The 16,452-nt window shown below is 41.0% G+C and carries 11 protein-coding genes; 4 read left to right on the forward strand and 7 right to left on the reverse strand.

Annotation, left to right across the window (positions count from 1 at the left end; genetic code table 11):
• Positions 1-91 precede the first annotated feature (91 nt).
• The 3 genes from ACAY00_RS10905 to katG all read right to left on the reverse strand — a co-directional run bounded on the left by ACAY00_RS10905 (position 92) and on the right by katG (position 7,913).
• On the reverse strand, positions 92-979 hold the full coding sequence (locus ACAY00_RS10905) for a LysR family transcriptional regulator (RefSeq protein WP_371373368.1): 888 nt from the start codon (positions 977-979) through the stop codon (positions 92-94).
• Positions 980-1,113: 134 nt separating this feature from the next.
• Positions 1,114-5,169 (reverse strand): hypothetical protein, encoded by a 4,056-nt coding sequence (locus ACAY00_RS10910; protein WP_371373371.1) that lies wholly within the window; start codon positions 5,167-5,169, stop codon positions 1,114-1,116.
• A gap of 515 nt (positions 5,170-5,684) precedes the next feature.
• Positions 5,685-7,913: a catalase/peroxidase HPI gene (katG, locus tag ACAY00_RS10915; RefSeq protein ID WP_371373373.1), complete on the reverse strand. Its 2,229-nt coding sequence runs from the start codon at positions 7,911-7,913 to the stop codon at positions 5,685-5,687.
• 117 nt (positions 7,914-8,030) lie between these two features.
• Here katG and ACAY00_RS10920 point away from each other — a divergent pair, with 117 nt between their 5' ends.
• Together ACAY00_RS10920 and ACAY00_RS10925 are read left to right on the forward strand one after the other, a co-directional pair.
• Positions 8,031-8,939 carry a LysR substrate-binding domain-containing protein gene (locus ACAY00_RS10920; protein ID WP_371373376.1) on the forward strand — a complete coding sequence of 303 codons (909 nt, stop codon included), beginning with the start codon at positions 8,031-8,033 and terminating at the stop codon, positions 8,937-8,939.
• 32 nt (positions 8,940-8,971) lie between these two features.
• A complete protein-coding gene (locus tag ACAY00_RS10925; protein WP_371373378.1) occupies positions 8,972-9,565 on the forward strand; it encodes a YhgN family NAAT transporter in 594 nt (197 codons plus the stop codon).
• A 24-nt stretch (positions 9,566-9,589) separates the two neighbouring features.
• Here the strand turns inward: ACAY00_RS10925 and hpt are convergent, their stop codons facing one another.
• Positions 9,590-10,117, reverse strand: a complete 528-nt coding sequence (gene hpt, locus ACAY00_RS10930; protein ID WP_371373381.1) for a hypoxanthine phosphoribosyltransferase — start codon at positions 10,115-10,117, stop codon at positions 9,590-9,592.
• 375 nt (positions 10,118-10,492) lie between these two features.
• Here hpt and ACAY00_RS10935 point away from each other — a divergent pair, with 375 nt between their 5' ends.
• On the forward strand, positions 10,493-12,073 hold the full coding sequence (locus ACAY00_RS10935) for an AbgT family transporter (RefSeq protein ID WP_371373384.1): 1,581 nt from the start codon (positions 10,493-10,495) through the stop codon (positions 12,071-12,073).
• Positions 12,074-12,140: 67 nt separating this feature from the next.
• On the opposite strand, the gene ACAY00_RS10940 is transcribed toward ACAY00_RS10935, so the two are convergent.
• Both ACAY00_RS10940 and ACAY00_RS10945 read right to left on the reverse strand, forming a co-directional pair.
• Entirely contained in the window at positions 12,141-13,076 is a 936-nt protein-coding gene (locus tag ACAY00_RS10940) for an ion transporter (RefSeq protein WP_371373387.1), read from the reverse strand.
• A gap of 72 nt (positions 13,077-13,148) precedes the next feature.
• A complete protein-coding gene (locus tag ACAY00_RS10945; protein ID WP_371373390.1) occupies positions 13,149-14,363 on the reverse strand; it encodes a low temperature requirement protein A in 1,215 nt (404 codons plus the stop codon).
• 343 nt (positions 14,364-14,706) lie between these two features.
• Between ACAY00_RS10945 and ACAY00_RS10950 the strand changes: the two genes are divergently transcribed.
• Complete coding sequence (locus ACAY00_RS10950) at positions 14,707-15,897, forward strand: alkane 1-monooxygenase (protein ID WP_371373393.1); 1,191 nt, start codon at positions 14,707-14,709, stop codon at positions 15,895-15,897.
• A gap of 75 nt (positions 15,898-15,972) precedes the next feature.
• On the opposite strand, the gene ACAY00_RS10955 is transcribed toward ACAY00_RS10950, so the two are convergent.
• A complete protein-coding gene (locus ACAY00_RS10955; protein ID WP_371373396.1) occupies positions 15,973-16,425 on the reverse strand; it encodes a hypothetical protein in 453 nt (150 codons plus the stop codon).
• Positions 16,426-16,452: the final 27 nt, after the last annotated feature.

A 16,452-nucleotide genomic window follows, 5' to 3' on the forward strand; every position in this document is an offset into this window, starting at 1 on the left:
TATTATCACTATACGTAGGTATTCGCCCGATTTTAGAGGCTCATTCCCCCATTTGCAACAATCGACACTAAAACGATTAATCAGCCCTAGCTTATTTGATTTGTTGTTTTATTAAATCAATGACCGTATCAAAACGCTTCGGCAGTTCCCGATTGCGCTTATGAATTAAATAGAGGGTTTCGGTAACAGACTTTTTAGCTTCAAATACCGATAGTGTCTCTCGTTCGATAAAACATTCTACGGCACTTTTGGGTAATACTGAGAAGCCCAGTCCCTTAGATACGGGCAACAATATTTGACTTATTTGGTTGACGTAACCTGTAATGGGAATATCGTCAAGATTGAGTTCACTAAAGCCTTTGTTGCCACATTGAGCAAAATACATCGACAAATAATAATGCCCGTCAGGATGATTTATCAGCCCTAAGGTTGTTAAAAAATCAGCCGAATCTAAATCCCACTCTCTGTCAGCAGGTAACACTAAACACAAGGTTTCAACACCAAGTATTGTGACCTCAAACTGACTGGGGTTAGCCAAGTGGGTCACTATACCGACATCGGTCTCACCGTCTTGGACTTCTTTAATAATGTGTCGATTAGGCGCGGCTTCCATGTTTATAATGAGTTGAGGATGTTGACATTGTAGATTTAAGAGCTTGGGGTAGAGTTTTAACACCAATGAGCCAGAACAAGAGATTTTACAACTACCGGCAAAAGGATCATCAAAATTTAGAGCGGTCAAGAGATCCTGTTGTCCCTGTTGCAATGTTATTGCATAGTCGTATACCAACCGCCCTTGTTCGGTAAGTTCAAAACTTTTGTTTTCTCGGCGAATTAAGTCATGACCACAGGCTTGTTCTAGTTTTTTTATGTGTTGACTGACCCCTGGCTGGGTCATAAACAACTTTTCTGCCGTTTGGGTGAAATGCCCCACTTCGATTAAGGTTTTAAAAGTATTAAGCCAAATCGGATTAAGCACAGTATTGCTCCTAAGACATTATTTGAATCATCACATCATAACAAGTATTTATAATTATTGTTGATATTGATAATTAGTTAATAGGAAATTTAAAACCACAATCAAATCGGGCGCTAGATGAGCGCCCGTTTGTTTTACTTTGCTTTTTCAAGTGATTGTTTTATTTTACTGCGCCAATAGCCTTGTTGGCCTAATACTTTCCATGCCCATTTGATCCAATTAAGCATCGAAAAACTTAACCAAATAACCCAAGCCAACATGATGGCTTTATAAAATAAGGTGCTAATACTCACCACCGACACTTGCGGTAGTTGGCCTGAACTTTGATCAATAAACCATTGTAAATAATTTCCATAAGAGTTATTTCCTTCAACCCCCATATTTGGTGCACTTAATAAACTGTATGGGATCACCGACAACAGAGATATAATGGCTAGCAAAGACAACACATAAAGACCAAGCTGGGACAGATTAAAACTCAGATAACCAAGCTCTTTAGGCCGCCACTTACTTGCTGTCAGAGCACCAAACCACAACGCGATTAGCATCAAAACACCCCAGTTATTCAAGCTTATCCCCAAGCCAAGCACTATCCAACTAACGGTATTTAAGGGGGAGAATGGTACTCGAGCAATACACAAAGCGATTACGATAAACGCAAGCAGTTCTCCCCAGTATAATATCGCTGGGCCTAATAAAGGTCCGTCAGTCCATAAAATCCATCTCTGGCTGTTAACGGAAATAACGCTGGTAATATTGCTTGTCGGTGCATTTAAATCAATTTTGGGGGCAGATAAAAATACCTCGCTGTTTTTATTTGCCCGCATTTGAATCGCAACGTTGTGACTGCCTGGTACAATCGGCATCAATAACTTACCCTCTTCAACTTGTAAGTTTAAGGGCGTGTTATCGACCTTGATTTGCTTAAGATCATAGCCTTTAGGAAGTTCAATGCTATGTTCTTGCCCTCGGGTACTACGATAAGTAAATTCTAAATCCAGTAAACTTGTGCGCTGACCTTGTTCAATTTTGTATTGCACCGAATCAATGGCTAACACACTTCCGGGCACCGCATCAGGACGGGTGAGGGTTAACTCTAATGATTCATCAACGTAAGGGAAAAACGAATAGACATAATATTGCTGGTCGTTTTGTTGTGACAATACCATTGGCACGCCCGCAAGTTCGAGATGCCAAGATGGGCTAACAATCACTTGCCAATGTTCAATAAAGGGCTGGTTTGGCATGGCCTTTAGTTGCAACGACGGCACCGGTTGAAGACTTGATTGCCAACGAAAGTATTTCTCACCGGCAGACAGACTGACGAGTACATTGGCGTTTTCAACATTGATTTTTGAGCTGGTAATATTTTCGCCTACAAGAGTTGGCACTTTCACATTTAAAGCACCAATATTTGGCGCGATGCGAGTGACTTCAGTCACTAATCGCCATTCATTGTCTATCGTTAATGTTCTTCGTACTTGCACAAATGGGCTACTAATATAGCGACTTACGATTTGCTCACCAGCTTTTTTGTGGCTCACCTTTGCCATAAACTGAAGGACATTTCCAGATAGCGTATGGTCTTTCATTCCAGCAATATCCCAATCTTCTGACACCTTGTAGTTCACAAATTTTGGCGGCTGATTAAACTCAAGCTCAAAAACATCAACAGGCGCAATACTCCCTTGCAATGTCAGTTGAGATACACCTTTAGCAAGATGCATATACACCCAGTCATTTGACTTATATAAGCCGGTAACGGGTTTATTATTTAACTCTATGGTTTGCGCTAACCAATAGTCGGCTTTTGGCAAGGCAAATGCGGTATCGTTGGCGGCATGAACTTCAAGAGTTAATGACAACTTTTGTTTGCGGATGTCTATTTCCATGCGGTTTAAAATGGCACAATTTGGGGCACACTCTGGCGCTTTGAGTAACCGAGATTTGAGCTGTTCTAATAATGCTTGCTCAGGAAAGTTTGCAGCCATTGCATCCGAAGAAATAGCAGGAACAAGTAACGCTAAGTAAAGTACAACTGATGCGGTTTTACTCACCAGTGGTTTTAATGCAAGATGAAACTCGCGCTTTATTAATAAAAAGAACCACAACAAAGTTAAGCTGATGCCAACAAACTTAAATACCCGATAACCATTTTTAGATAGCAACCAAAGATCAAAGGTTTGTCCTTGCGCCACTGGAGAATGCCAATTTATTGTATACTGTTTCCACTGCCAGTTGGGCAGACCAGAGCCGGTTTGGATTAATGCATCTTTTTGATAACGTTCCATAATCTGCTTGTTTTGATATTCTAATTTTTCCCCGGGCAGCGCTATCATTTCAGGTTCAACGCGGTTCTGACTTTCTCTACGTGCAGATTTTGACAACAGCTCATCTCGCATTTTTCGCGCCCGCACAATTTGATTGTTGTCATCATGTGCCACTGTCACAATGTTATTTACTTGCCTATCTTGTGGCTCTAGCTGAGGGTAAATAACCGTTTTAATTTGTTGAGCAGAAAAGAACAAAATGCCAGCAAAAGCGATTAAACCACTGACAATAAAGTAGCTTTTACTGATGCTTTTTAACTGTGTAAAGGGCTGATGTTTAAAAATCGCATACGCCAACAGCAAATTAAGAATAGAGATAATCGGTGCATTCGGCTCTTGATAAATACAGACCAACATCAATGCTGTACACAAACCAATGGCAAGATGAAATAACCGAGTTGCCATCATGGTGGCCAATAACACAATAAAGCTGGTCCAAATTGTCCATCCAGACCACCAACTTTTTGAGACAAAATCGGCACCAAAAACAGCCATCAACATATTGCCAGGAGGTAGGTTTAAACCAATAGAAACGCGTTCAAAATCATGTTGCCAACCGGTTATTGGCATTTTTGTGTTGGCCAACACACTGCCCGTGGCATCAATATCTACTTGCGGGTAACGATTTTCAACGCCTCTCTCCCCATCTTTAATGCTGGTGATCAGACTATAGCCATCTTTATCTTGTGCCGATTCAAGAGTGAACGGCGCCTGCATACTCAAGCGCCATTCACTGCTCATTTTACCACTTAGATGATCGCTAAATGCGTAACTTTGCTGATCAAATGACAGCCATAAATGACGATTTAACTCGATTTGATTCTCTAAATGCAAAGGCTTACCACGATGTTGGACGTCATATTGCAATCGAGTTTGTGCCGACACAAGGTAACTGGGTAATTGATACCAGCTAGGGGGCATATCAATCTGACTGCTGTCGATCATCCTCGCTCCTTCGAGTTTACCAATACGAAAGTCAGGAGCAAAATCAAATACCCATACCTCTTGCTCAGGCCAAAAATAAGTTGGCTGAGGCCGTTGCCAAGTTAATCGTGTTGGTTTGGCATAAGCAAGCGCCTCAATCTGCCACTCTCCAGGTGTTACTTTGGCATGTAACACCCCTTCACCATCGACATAAGTAGAAAGTCTTGAATCTATTCCAATCAACTCAAAGCCTTGTGGTAATAAACTGCCCAGTTTTTCTTCTCGTATTTTGCCTGAGGCGGTTAATTTTATTGAGGTGATTAACTCAATATATGGGCCATCATTAATGCGCCGCAAAACCCTCATTTCTAAGGTATCATTAGTTTTTGTCTCAGATTGCACTTGCTGCAACCAAAGCTCATTATTTTCGACTTTAGGAAACGACACCAATTGTTGGTTAACCGTTAAATTAACCGCGGCAAACTTGGGTGATATCACCAAGCTTTGTGGTAATTCAGACCAGATAAAACGCCCTGATATTTGATAATTGCCTTGCTCTAATTGGATAAAGGGTAAACCATCAATATTTAACACCACGGCCAACTGTTTATTTACCTGAACCGATTGAGGCCAATGTTGTAAACTACCGGGCAAAGGCACAAAACTGGGTTGTAAAACTTTCCATTGCTGGTTAAACCAACCTTGTGTTTCGTTGACGTCAATGGTTAATGATGAGGGCCAAGCACAGATATGATTAAACGAGTTATGATAATCGGAGTTATTAATAAAAGGACATGAATACATTTCATTTCCCTCTAATACCCAAGGCACCCAAGGACTTAAAGAGTCGGGAATGGCATCTTGAGCCTGGTTCGAAAATGCAGTGAAAAATAATCCCCAAAAGAATAAACAAAATGCCTTTTTAAGGTTTAACATTGGTCTGCGTTCCTGGTTATTTTTTATACCATAGTACGCAACATCGTTTACGAATCAACTATTTCCTTTATTTTCAATAAGATTTAAGGCATAAAAAAAGCGCACTAAGCGCTTTTTTACTTTATAAATTCAGGAATGTTTCCTACACCCGAACACACCAGTTAGCCTTTGACGTCATATTTAAACTCAAACATGAACTCAATTATTACCGCACTTAATTACTTTTTCTAATTGTGAGTAAACTTGTTGTTATGTTTTGAGTTTCTCGCTTTTAAATATGACAATACTGCTTTCATGACCCCATAGCATGACATGGCTTGGAAAAAGTCAATGGTTTATCGAAGTTATGTCCTGCTTCGTACATCACCATATCCGTTACATAATATGACAACTTTACGTAACCATCTTTGATTTATTACAAACTTTTAATCAAAAATCAACGCATTTTTGTAAATCTTCCCAGCTCGATTAGGCATGTTTTCCCCGTAGCCATTAGCCATTGTTGGCAATTGGGTTTATTTTAAATCGAATCGGTCTAATTGCATGACTTTAACCCATGCATTGACAAAATCCTCGACAAACTTTTGCTTAGAGTCATCATACGCGTACACTTCGGTAACCGCTCTTAGTTCGGCATTCGAGCCAAAAATCAAATCTACCGGTGTTGCGCTCCATTTTAATTTACCGCTAGCGCGATCTTTACCTAGGTATATCCCAGGCTCAGACGATTTTTCCCAAACCGTTGCCATGTCCAGTAAGTTAACAAAAAAGTCATTCGTTAACTGGCCAGGAGTGTTGGTAAAAACACCGTGTTTACTGTCTTGATAATTTGCCCCTAAGCTGCGTAAACCACCAATAAGAACCGTCATTTCGGGTACGCTTAATCCTAATAGATTGGCTTTATCGACCATCATTTCTGTGGGGTTAGCGTAACTTGAACTGTGATAATAATTTCGAAAAGCATCGGCTTTTGGCTCTAAATAGCTAAACGATTTAATGTCGGTCTGTTCTTGGCTAGCATCGACTCGACCTGGCGCAAACGGAACTTGAAGACTTAGACCTGCCTCTTTGGCTGCCTGCTCTATCGCCGTCGCCCCACCAAGCACAATTAAATCCGCCAACGAGACATTGGTCGATGAACGGTCGTTAAACGACTGTTGAATATCTTTTAACTTAGTGAGTACCTTATTAAGTTCAGCAGGATTGTTCACAGCCCAATCTATTTGTGGCTGTAACTGAAGACGCGCACCATTGGCGCCTCCTCGCATGTCTGTGACACGATGACTAGAAGCCGAAGCCCATGCAGTTCTAACAAGTTCAGCCCTTGTTAAACCCGAGTCTAAAAGACGCTCTTTAAGCTTTGCGATATCTTGTTTATTTATGTTGTTCGCGTTGGCTTTCGGTAACGGGTCTTGCCACAGTAAAACCTCTTCTGGCACTTCATCACCAATATATCGAGCTCTTGGCCCCATATCGCGATGCGTTAATTTAAACCACGCTTTAGCAAAGGCAAGCTCATATTCCGCTGGATTTTTACGAAAACGTTCAACAATTTTGCGAAAGTCAGGGTCTTCTTTAAGAGCAATATCCGTGGTGAGCATCATGGGTGCATTACGCTTACCTTCGATATGAGCATCTGGGACCAAGTTTTCAGCACCATCGACATTGGGTTTCCATTGCTTAGCACCTGCAGGACTGGTTGTTAACACCCAATCAAAATTCATCAGATTATCAAGGTAGTTGGTTGACCACTGGGTTGGAGTGACAGTCCACGCACCTTCTAATCCACTGGTTGTGGTATCTGCGCCTTTACCGCTACCACAAGTGTTTTTCCAACCAAAACCTTGTTGCTCTATCGGGGCTGCTGCGGGCTCTTTTCCAACACATTCATTAGGTTTTTTAGCACCATGCGATTTACCAAACGTGTGGCCTCCGGCAATCAAAGCGACAATTTCTTCATCGTTCATCGCCATCCGTCCAAACGACATACGAATATCTTGCGCTGCGGCTAATGGATCGGGTTTGCCATGTGGGCCTTCTGGGTTAACATAAATCAAGCCCATTTCTACGGCGGCCAAAGGTCCTTTTAATTTGCCTTTGTTATCGCGTCGAGAATCGCTTAAAAAAGCTGTTTCTGGTCCCCAGTACACTAAATCGGGCTCCCAATCGTCAGTTCGCCCCCCAGCAAAACCAAAGGTTTTAAAGCCCATTGACTCAAGGGCGACATTACCCGCTAAAATCATTAAATCGGCCCAGGAAAGGTTTGCTCCATATTTTTGTTTTACCGGCCACAACAAACGTCTGGCTTTGTCTAAGTTGGCATTATCTGGCCAACTATTAAGTGGGTCGAACCTTTGCTGACCACCGGCCGCGCCACCTCGACCATCGTGTACTCGATAAACACCGGCACTGTGCCAAGCCATTCTGATCATTAACGGACCATAGTGACCCCAGTCCGCTGGCCACCAGTCTTTTGAATCAGTAAGCGTAGACTCAATATCTTGCTTAACTTGCGTTAGGTCGAGCTCAGCAAAGGCTTTGGCGTAATCAAACTTTGCGCCGTAGGGATTAGACTTAGGATCGTGTTGTCGAAGAGGGGATAAATTGAGTTGTTCAGGCCACCAGAATTGGTTGGTTTTCGCTTCACTGGTGGTATTTGCAGAAGACGGTACAGCATACATCACAACGCCTGCAATCAGTACACCCGCACAAAACCAGGCAGGTAATTGAGTAGTGAGTTTCATGGGTCACCTCTTGATTGATTTGCTTTGTAGTTAGCATCAATTAGTATAGGTGTGTTCCTATTTAATGAAAATCACATTAAACTGAATATCATATTCAATTTTTTTGAACGACTAATAATGATTTCTTTAAAACAAATAAATTATGCTCTGGCTGTCGAAAAAACATTGCATTTTAAAAAAGCCTCTGAGCTTTGTAATGTATCGCAATCTGCACTCAGTACCGCCATTACCGAAATGGAATCGCAAATTGGCGTTCAAATATTTGAACGTAATAATAAACACGTTTTTGTCACCAGCCTCGGCCAACAAATCCTTGATAAAGCTAGAAAAGTAAAAATGGATGTGGAAGAGTTGATGTTAATTTCCCAACTCAATAAATCACCATTAACGACGCCAATGAGCTTAGGCGTGATCCCGACTATTGGCCCCTACCTGTTACCTAAGGTGCTGCCTAAAGTGCGCCAGGTTTACCCAGAGTTTCGGTTAAAAATCACCGAAGGGCAATCGCATGAGTTACTCGAGATGCTGCGTAATGGTGATTTAGATGCTGCCATTTTGGCTTTACCCTATCCGATTTCCGGTTTAATGAGTTTTGAATTTTGGCAAGAAGACTTTTTTTGGGTAAGTCACAAAGACGAATTAGACAGTCACCCAAAAGAGATCAGCACAAAAGAAATGGAACTGGACAAATTGATGCTATTAAAAGAAGGGCATTGTTTAAAAGATCATGCTTTAGCAGCTTGCCATTTAAAAAGCCTAAAACAAGAATCTGGTTTTGACTCCACCAGCTTACATACAATTATTCAAATGGTGGCAGGTAAATTAGGTACCACCTTAGTACCCGAAATGGCGTTAACCCAACTCTTACATAACAACTCAGAGTTATCGGCGATTCATTTAAATGAACCTGGACCACATCGCAGCATAGCCTTTATTATTCGACCAAATTACGTTAAAACCCAAGATATTGAAACGCTAAAAAATTTATTTGTTGAACAACTATCTAATAACAAACCTCATATTTAAAATATCTAATTTAAACATTAACCGGATGATTTATGGAATTATTAACAATCGCTGTCACCCTATTTTTGATCATGGATCCTTTGGGTAACTTACCTGTCTTTGTTTCCATCTTAAAAGACATTGATGCTAAAAGGCAGCGTCAAATAATGATCAGAGAGCTACTTATCGCTTTGCTTATTATGTTTTTGTTTTTATTTGCTGGCGAAAATATTTTAAGCTTTTTGCATCTTAAGCAAGAATCAGTGAGTATTGCTGGGGGGATTATTTTATTTATTATCGCAATCAAGATGATTTTCCCACAGCCTGGTGGACTGATGGGCTTAGATGAAGGTGAAGAACCATTTCTTGTACCTATAGCCGTACCTATGATGGCAGGCCCGTCAATTTTGGCTTCGTTGATTTTATTTACCAATCAAATGCCAAACCAATTATTTGAACTTAGTATTGCTTTAGTCATTGCTTGGGCCTTAAGCGCCATTATTTTGATCTATTCAAACGTATTTAACCGCTTGTTAGGTGAGCGTGGTTTAAAAGCAATGGAGCGATTAATGGGGATGATATTAGTGATGATCGCAGTACAAATGTTGCTGGACGGTTTAGCTAAGTACGCCAGTAACTTTTACTAATATAGGATAGAATCAGACGCGCAGTTACAACATGACGACTTTGCCAATATAAGGTAAATGGCGATATTTCTGCGCGTAGTCAATACCTACGCCGACAACAAACTCATCTGGAATTTCAAAGCCAACCCAATCAACATCTAATGGCACTTCTCGTCGCGAAGGCTTGTCGAGTAATGTACAGATATGAATGGCTTTGGGATCGCGTAAAGACAAAATTTCGGTAACTTTTTTCAATGTATTACCGGTATCGATAATATCTTCAATAAGCAATACGTCTTTGCCTTTAATGTCATCATCTAAATCTTTTAAAATGCGAACATCGCGCGATGACGCCATCGTATTGCCGTAACTGGATGCAGTCATAAAGTCGACACTATGATTTACGGTTATCGCTCTGGCTAAATCGGCCATAAAGACAAAAGATCCCCTAAGTAAACCAATCATCACCAAGTCATTACTGTTTTGGTAAAAGGCGCTGATCTCCTGCCCCAGCTCTTGGATACGATGACGAATATCATCTTGTGAGATAAGCTCTTCAATTTTGTATTTCATCAACATTCCTTGACAACACCTGCAAAGGTAAAAAAATTTATCACCGAACTTTATTAACAACTTTAAAAACAGGCTACTGATTTAAAAAACAACCAGTAGTGGCTAAAAATATAGAACACCTGCTTAATAAAACCAGCCTAAAAGCATTTTAAAGCTGACAAAAAAAACCAACAAAGTTGCTTATTTAATCGCTTACAAATCACAATATAAACATTAAGTGGACCTTGTGCGAATTAATAAACAAACCAATTGAAATTGCATCTTAGTAAGGTTAAATGATATCTTTGCATCCAATTGTTAGCCTAGCTAACCCTATGTACACCTACAACGAGAAGCAAATATGTTCATTTGCTCACGACAAAAGGCGCTATATATATGAGTTCTACACTTGATCAGCCAATGCCAAAGAATGGCTGGTTTAACCGGTTTTTAGCAACCGTTGAATTTTTAGGGAATTTACTTCCGCATCCTGTCACCCTATTTGCTATGTTCTGTCTCTTCATCATTGTGTTTAGTGGGGTTGCAGACTTTTTTGGCTTAAGTGCAATTGATCCCAGACCTATCGGCTCAGCAGGACGCGATCCTGACGGCGTAATTGAAGTGGTTAGTTTGATGAGCGCGGAAGGTTTACAAAAAATCTTTTCGGGTTTAGTCACTAACTTTACAGGTTTTGCACCTTTAGGGACCGTATTGGTCGCCCTTCTTGGTGTGAGTGTGGCTGAGCACTCTGGCATGTTATCCGCGGGTCTTCGCGGTATGGTATTAGGTGCATCAGAGCGACTTGTTACTTTTATGGTGGTTTTCGCGGCGATCTTATCAAATACCGCATCAGAACTTGGTTATGTGGTACTGATCCCTCTAGCGGCTATGATCTTCCACAGTTTGGGTCGCCATCCTTTAGCCGGTTTAGCCGCCGCATTTGCCGGTGTGTCTGGCGGATATAGTGCTAACTTATTTTTAGGCACCATCGATCCATTGTTGTCGGGCATTACGACCGCGGCCGCACAACTGATAGCCCCAAGTTACGAAGTCGGACCTGAAGCCAACTGGTTCTTTATGATTGTTTCGACCTTTATGATTGCCCTGTTAGGTACCATTATTACCGAAAAAGTAGTCGAACCAAGACTGGGTAAATACAATGAAAGCGAGGCCAGTGAACCACTACAAACCAACATTGAGCGCCTTACGCCACTTGAAGTAAAAGGCTTAAAATGGGCAGGGGTAAGCTTTTTATTACTGGGGCTATTACTGTCTTTAACCATTGTTCCAGAAAACGGTATTTTACGTCACCCTGAAACAGGTGCGGTAAGTGGCTCGCCATTTTTAAAAGGCATTGTGGTGATTATCTTTATTGTTTTTGCCATCCCTGGTTTTGTCTACGGCAAAGTTGTAGGCACCATGAAAAACGACAAAGATGTAATTAATGCGATGAGCAAAAGCATGAGCTCACTGAGTCTTTACATTGTATTGGTATTTTTCGCCTCGCAATTTGTCGCATTCTTTAAATGGACCAACCTTGGTACCATCTTAGCCATTAACGGCGCTGAGTTATTACAAGCCCTTAGCTTAACGGGCCCTGAAGTGTTCGTATTGTTTATCTTTATGTGCGCAATCATCAATTTAAGTTTAGGCTCATCTTCGGCGCAGTGGGCAGCAACTGCACCAATTTTTGTGCCTATGTTGATGTTAATTGGCTACGCCCCCGAAACCATTCAAGCGGCGTATCGTATTGGTGACTCGGTAACGAATCTTATCACCCCGATGATGAGTTATTTTGGTTTGATTTTAGCGGTCGCCAGCAAGTATAAAAAAGACATGGGGATCGGCACCTTAGTCGCGACCATGTTGCCATACAGTTTGGCATTTTTTGTTGGTTGGGTGGCACTATTTTACATTTGGGTATTTGCTTTGGGGATGCCTGTAGGACCTGGTTCTCCGGTGTATTACACCCCTTAACGAACATTTAAAAAATAACAAGGTGAGCGTAATGCTCACCTTTTTTTATTCTTAATATGCATTTACCTTAAGGTTTTTTTACTTCAATAATATTGCCGCATTTTTCACAGACGATGATTTGGTTTTTATGGTCTTGATAATGGCGGATCAACTGCTCTAGCTCTTCGCTTGACACGCCCATGCTATCGCATATGTCGTTAATAGCGGTTTTTTCAGACCGACTGATGACCCCATCTTCTAATGCGCTAGCAATTTCTTGCTCAAGATGTTTGCGTTTGGTGCGCAGTTCATCGCCAAATTTTGCGGCCAACATAGCAGCAGGTAAAGCAACAACCCCTACCCCTAACAGCATAATAAAAATAGAGATAAACTTGCCTAAAAAGGTCACCGGGGTGACATCACCATACCCTACTGTGGTCATGGTCACTACCGACCACCAAATAGCACTGGGAATGCTATCAAACACCTCGGGCTGGGCTTTTTGTTCAACACTGTAAATAATACCTGCAGATAGGATCACCAAAACCGCCATGATCATAATCGCGGCGCCAATACTGGGCAGCTCTTTTTTTAATACATCAATAAACAATCTGATGCCATTAAAGTAGTGCGTCAATTTCAATAACCGAAGCATCCTCAGCATGCGTAAATAACGCAAATCAATAGCAAAAATAAACGACAAATAAAAAGGCGCAATGGCTAAAAAGTCAATTAAAGCAATAGGACTAACAATGTATTGGATGCGAGATTTGTATGCTTTAGACTCTGTACTCACCCACACTCGAGCAATGTATTCGACGGTAAATACCGCAACGGAGAAGAGATTAAAAAGAGAAAAAAACAGCGAGTATTTTTCCCCTATAGGCGCATAGGACTCTAAAATAACGGCGCTTACATTAGCGATAATTAATAAGACAATAAAACCGCTGACAAACTTACTCCAAAAATGGCCTTCAAAGCCTCTTTCAAGCAGCTCATAAAGCTGTTTTTTTATGTTAGGCAAAATGATTTTTCCAATTTAAGCTTAGCATTAAAGCTTGGCTTCCCCCCAAGAGTGGCGCAACCAAGATCGACCTTAATTATGGTCGGGTTTTGCAACTTCTTCTTTTAAAAATGTAAAATATGCTTTGGTTAAAGGAATAGCTATTTGTGAAATTAACGCTATACCCCACAGTAAGTTACCAATAAGGGCTGGCACAAAGGGTAATAAAAATAAGGTAAGCAAAGCAAAAAACACCCCGAACATTCTAACCAAAGGGGTAGCGAAGCGATGGGCAACTCGCGTTTCAATGCTGTACTGGATCCACAATAAACTGAGTAAATAAATGATCAGGCCACTACAGCCAATGATGCCATAGCCTAAAGGATACGGTTGCCAAAATCCTACCTTGACTTCTCCCGCAAGCGCTACGCCCATCATCACTGCCGATAACATCAGACATAAATGCGCTAACCACCATGACACCAAAACGGACTTCGTTTGATTTTTGGGTTTGCCATTACCTACAAAATCAAAATAAATCCAACACAACACAAAAATAGATATCCCACCCCAGATAAAATTAACAAACACACTGGGACTGACTTTATAAACGCCTTTTTCAGATAAGGTGATCACCAGTTTAAAAAAGCCCTCTCCAATCACAATTAACAGCAATAAAGCAAAGCGCTCTGACATATGACCTAACCGCGGTATAAAGCGTTTGTGCTCTAGTACTCCGACTTTGGGCAACATGTACAAAATTTGAATGGATACAATGCCAACACCAAACAACCAATAATTATACGGGGCCGGTAAAAAAGCGCTGATCAAGAAAATAACCGCAAGAATTGCAAAATTACGACTGACATCATGAGCAAGTCGAGTGCCTTCAACACCGAGTCGAATGGTTCGATAATACAAGTAGCTTGTTATAAGTCTATTTAGAGCAAACGCCAAGGCAAAGTAGAGCCAGCCTTTATCATGAATACTAGGGATGGCAGCGGCCATAACCATAGACGTCACAATTTGGCAGGACATAATGATTCGATGCTTAAGATCAGTGCTGACATACAAAGAATTGAATACGCTAGAGTCTGCCCACGCGAACCATATTGAAATAAATAGTCCCGCAAAAATCGCAAAACCAGCGATAGATAAATGATCGCTCAAATAATTGCCCAGCAAAAAAATGATCACAACATGAATTAAATCGTAGAAAAGCTCAACCCAGTGCACATGATCATGAGCCTCGTCCTGATCTAAGTGATGTTTAGGCAAACGCCACATTGGATGGTTTTCTAGTGCCATGTTGGTTCCTTGCTCTCCTGATGTAAGGTTTTATCGCTTCATCAAGTTTGGTACGGATTATGGCTTTGGTAAAGTTAAGTCACTTTTTCAATTTTGACTTGGTACTGGCGATCTTTTCTGCACGGGGACATAATCACTCGATAACGTTTAGCCTATATCGGTATTTTTCTTCTTGTAGAGAAAGTAAAGCTCGCACCCAAAAAATTTGCTTATATACTAACAACCACCCAGAAAACAACCTTGGTGTTTTTGATAGCGCTATGTTTTTTAGGGGATTTATATATAAACCGGTTAATAATGGTCATAAACACCATTATGGTTAATTTCATCACAAGGGAAAAAAATGACCCAAAGCAATACCTTCATCGCTCCAAATGGTGACGTCTACGTTGATAAAAAACGCTACTATTGGCTGTTATCTTTGCTTATTCCCTTCGTTGCAATAATGGGACCCGTGCTCTATTTTCAATACAACAATGAATTGTTTTTGTGGGCATTTCTACTGATTTGGTATGGTCTATTTCCATTAATTGACCTTTTTCTAGGCGAAGATACCACTAACCCGCCCGAGTCGATAATTCCCCAACTTGAAGCCAATCCGTACTATCGTTGGATTGCATTGCTGCATGTGCCCATTGTGCTGATGGTATTTGTATTTTTGGGCTGGTTTGTTTCTCACCATGAATTATCGACCATGGGCTATATCGCATCGGCTCTGCTCTCTGGTTATATTGGTGGGCATGGGTTAAACATTGGCCATGAGCTTGGCCATAAACGCCATCCGCTGGATCAATGGATGGCAAAAATTATTCTCGCGCCAGCGGCTTATGGTCATTTTTTTATTGAACATAACCGCGGTCATCACAAACATGTCGCCACCCCTGAAGATCCGGCATCGGCAAAAATGGGGGAAAGTATTTATCAGTTTGCTTTAAGGGAGTTACCGGGTGGCTTTATTCGAGCTTATGGTGTTGAAAAAGAGCGTTTTAAAGCAAAAAGCCTTTCCCCGTGGACAATAAAAAATGAGTTTCTGCAAACCATCCTGATGACCTTATCTGTCTATTTAGCGATGGCACTTTGGCTAGGTGTTGAGGTGATCCCCTACTTGTTTATTGCTGCTTTTTGGTCGATGTGGCAATTAACCTCTGCTAATTATGTTGAACATTATGGCCTAAAACGTAAAAAGCTCTCATCGGGGCGCTATGAGAAAACCCAGCCTCACCATAGTTGGAATAGTAATCATATATTTTCTAATCTCGCGTTATTTAATTTGCAACGCCACTCCGATCATCACGCTCATGCCACTCGAAGCTATCAGTCATTAAGGCACTTTCAAAACTTGCCAACCTTGCCAAATGGTTACTTTGGCATGTTTGTGATTGCTTACATTCCATGTCTTTGGTTTAAAGTCATGGATAAAAGGCTAGTAGAGGTTACACAAGGTAATCTTGACAGCATTAATATGTTGGTAAGTAAACAAGATACGTTGGTAAAGAAATACAACTTGATGCCAAATTCGCAGCATAGCCATTAGTGTTACTCATTAGATGTTTATCAAAGCGCGAGAGCTCAACCGGCTCTCGCATCAGGTAAATACAGGGACTAAATTTTATTTTCTAAACTTCATTTCCTGTAAAAATGAGGTACTCATAATGGTTCGATATTCAGCTCGATTGCCACTTTCACTTTGCATTGTTTCCATACTTTTTTTGGTCCATTCCATATAGGCTTTTCGGCGCTTTTCACTTTCTTCAACCGATGCCCAATCTTTAAAAATTCGAACCAAGTAAAGATCGGGTTCGTCAGCACGTGCGTGCACATTACTTATCACATGGTAGCTTTCTAACCAACCTTTAGATACGGCAAAGTCGAGATTTTTACGCCACTCGCTAGCCAACCATTTGGCATATTTTAAACCCGCACCATCGGCCACTTTAATTCCGGTTACTTCCCAATAGTTACCGCCAATAAATGGTGGCTCGTGATCATCTGCATATACATTTTGCATAGCAAATACGCTAAAAACACAAAATAACAATCCTCGAAGTAATTTACTATTCATGATTAATCTCCAAAATATAAGCACTCG

Source organism: Thalassotalea sp. 273M-4, from assembly GCF_041410465.1.
GTDB lineage: Bacteria > Pseudomonadota > Gammaproteobacteria > Enterobacterales > Alteromonadaceae > Thalassotalea_A > Thalassotalea_A aquiviva.

Bases quoted from the DNA above. Each gene is read 5' to 3' on its own strand.
- ACAY00_RS10955 (WP_371373396.1), bottom strand. From the start codon at position 16,425: ATGAATAGTAAATTACTTCGAGGATTGTTATTTTGTGTTTTTAGCGTA.
- ACAY00_RS10925 (WP_371373378.1), top strand. From the start codon at position 8,972: ATGGAATTATTAACAATCGCTGTCACCCTATTTTTGATCATGGATCCT.
- ACAY00_RS10920 (WP_371373376.1), top strand. From the start codon at position 8,031: ATGATTTCTTTAAAACAAATAAATTATGCTCTGGCTGTCGAAAAAACA.
- ACAY00_RS10935 (WP_371373384.1), top strand. From the start codon at position 10,493: ATGAGTTCTACACTTGATCAGCCAATGCCAAAGAATGGCTGGTTTAAC.
- ACAY00_RS10910 (WP_371373371.1), bottom strand. From the start codon at position 5,169: ATGTTAAACCTTAAAAAGGCATTTTGTTTATTCTTTTGGGGATTATTT.
- hpt (WP_371373381.1), bottom strand. From the start codon at position 10,117: ATGAAATACAAAATTGAAGAGCTTATCTCACAAGATGATATTCGTCAT.
- ACAY00_RS10945 (WP_371373390.1), bottom strand. From the start codon at position 14,363: ATGGCACTAGAAAACCATCCAATGTGGCGTTTGCCTAAACATCACTTA.
- katG (WP_371373373.1), bottom strand. From the start codon at position 7,913: ATGAAACTCACTACTCAATTACCTGCCTGGTTTTGTGCGGGTGTACTG.
- ACAY00_RS10950 (WP_371373393.1), top strand. From the start codon at position 14,707: ATGACCCAAAGCAATACCTTCATCGCTCCAAATGGTGACGTCTACGTT.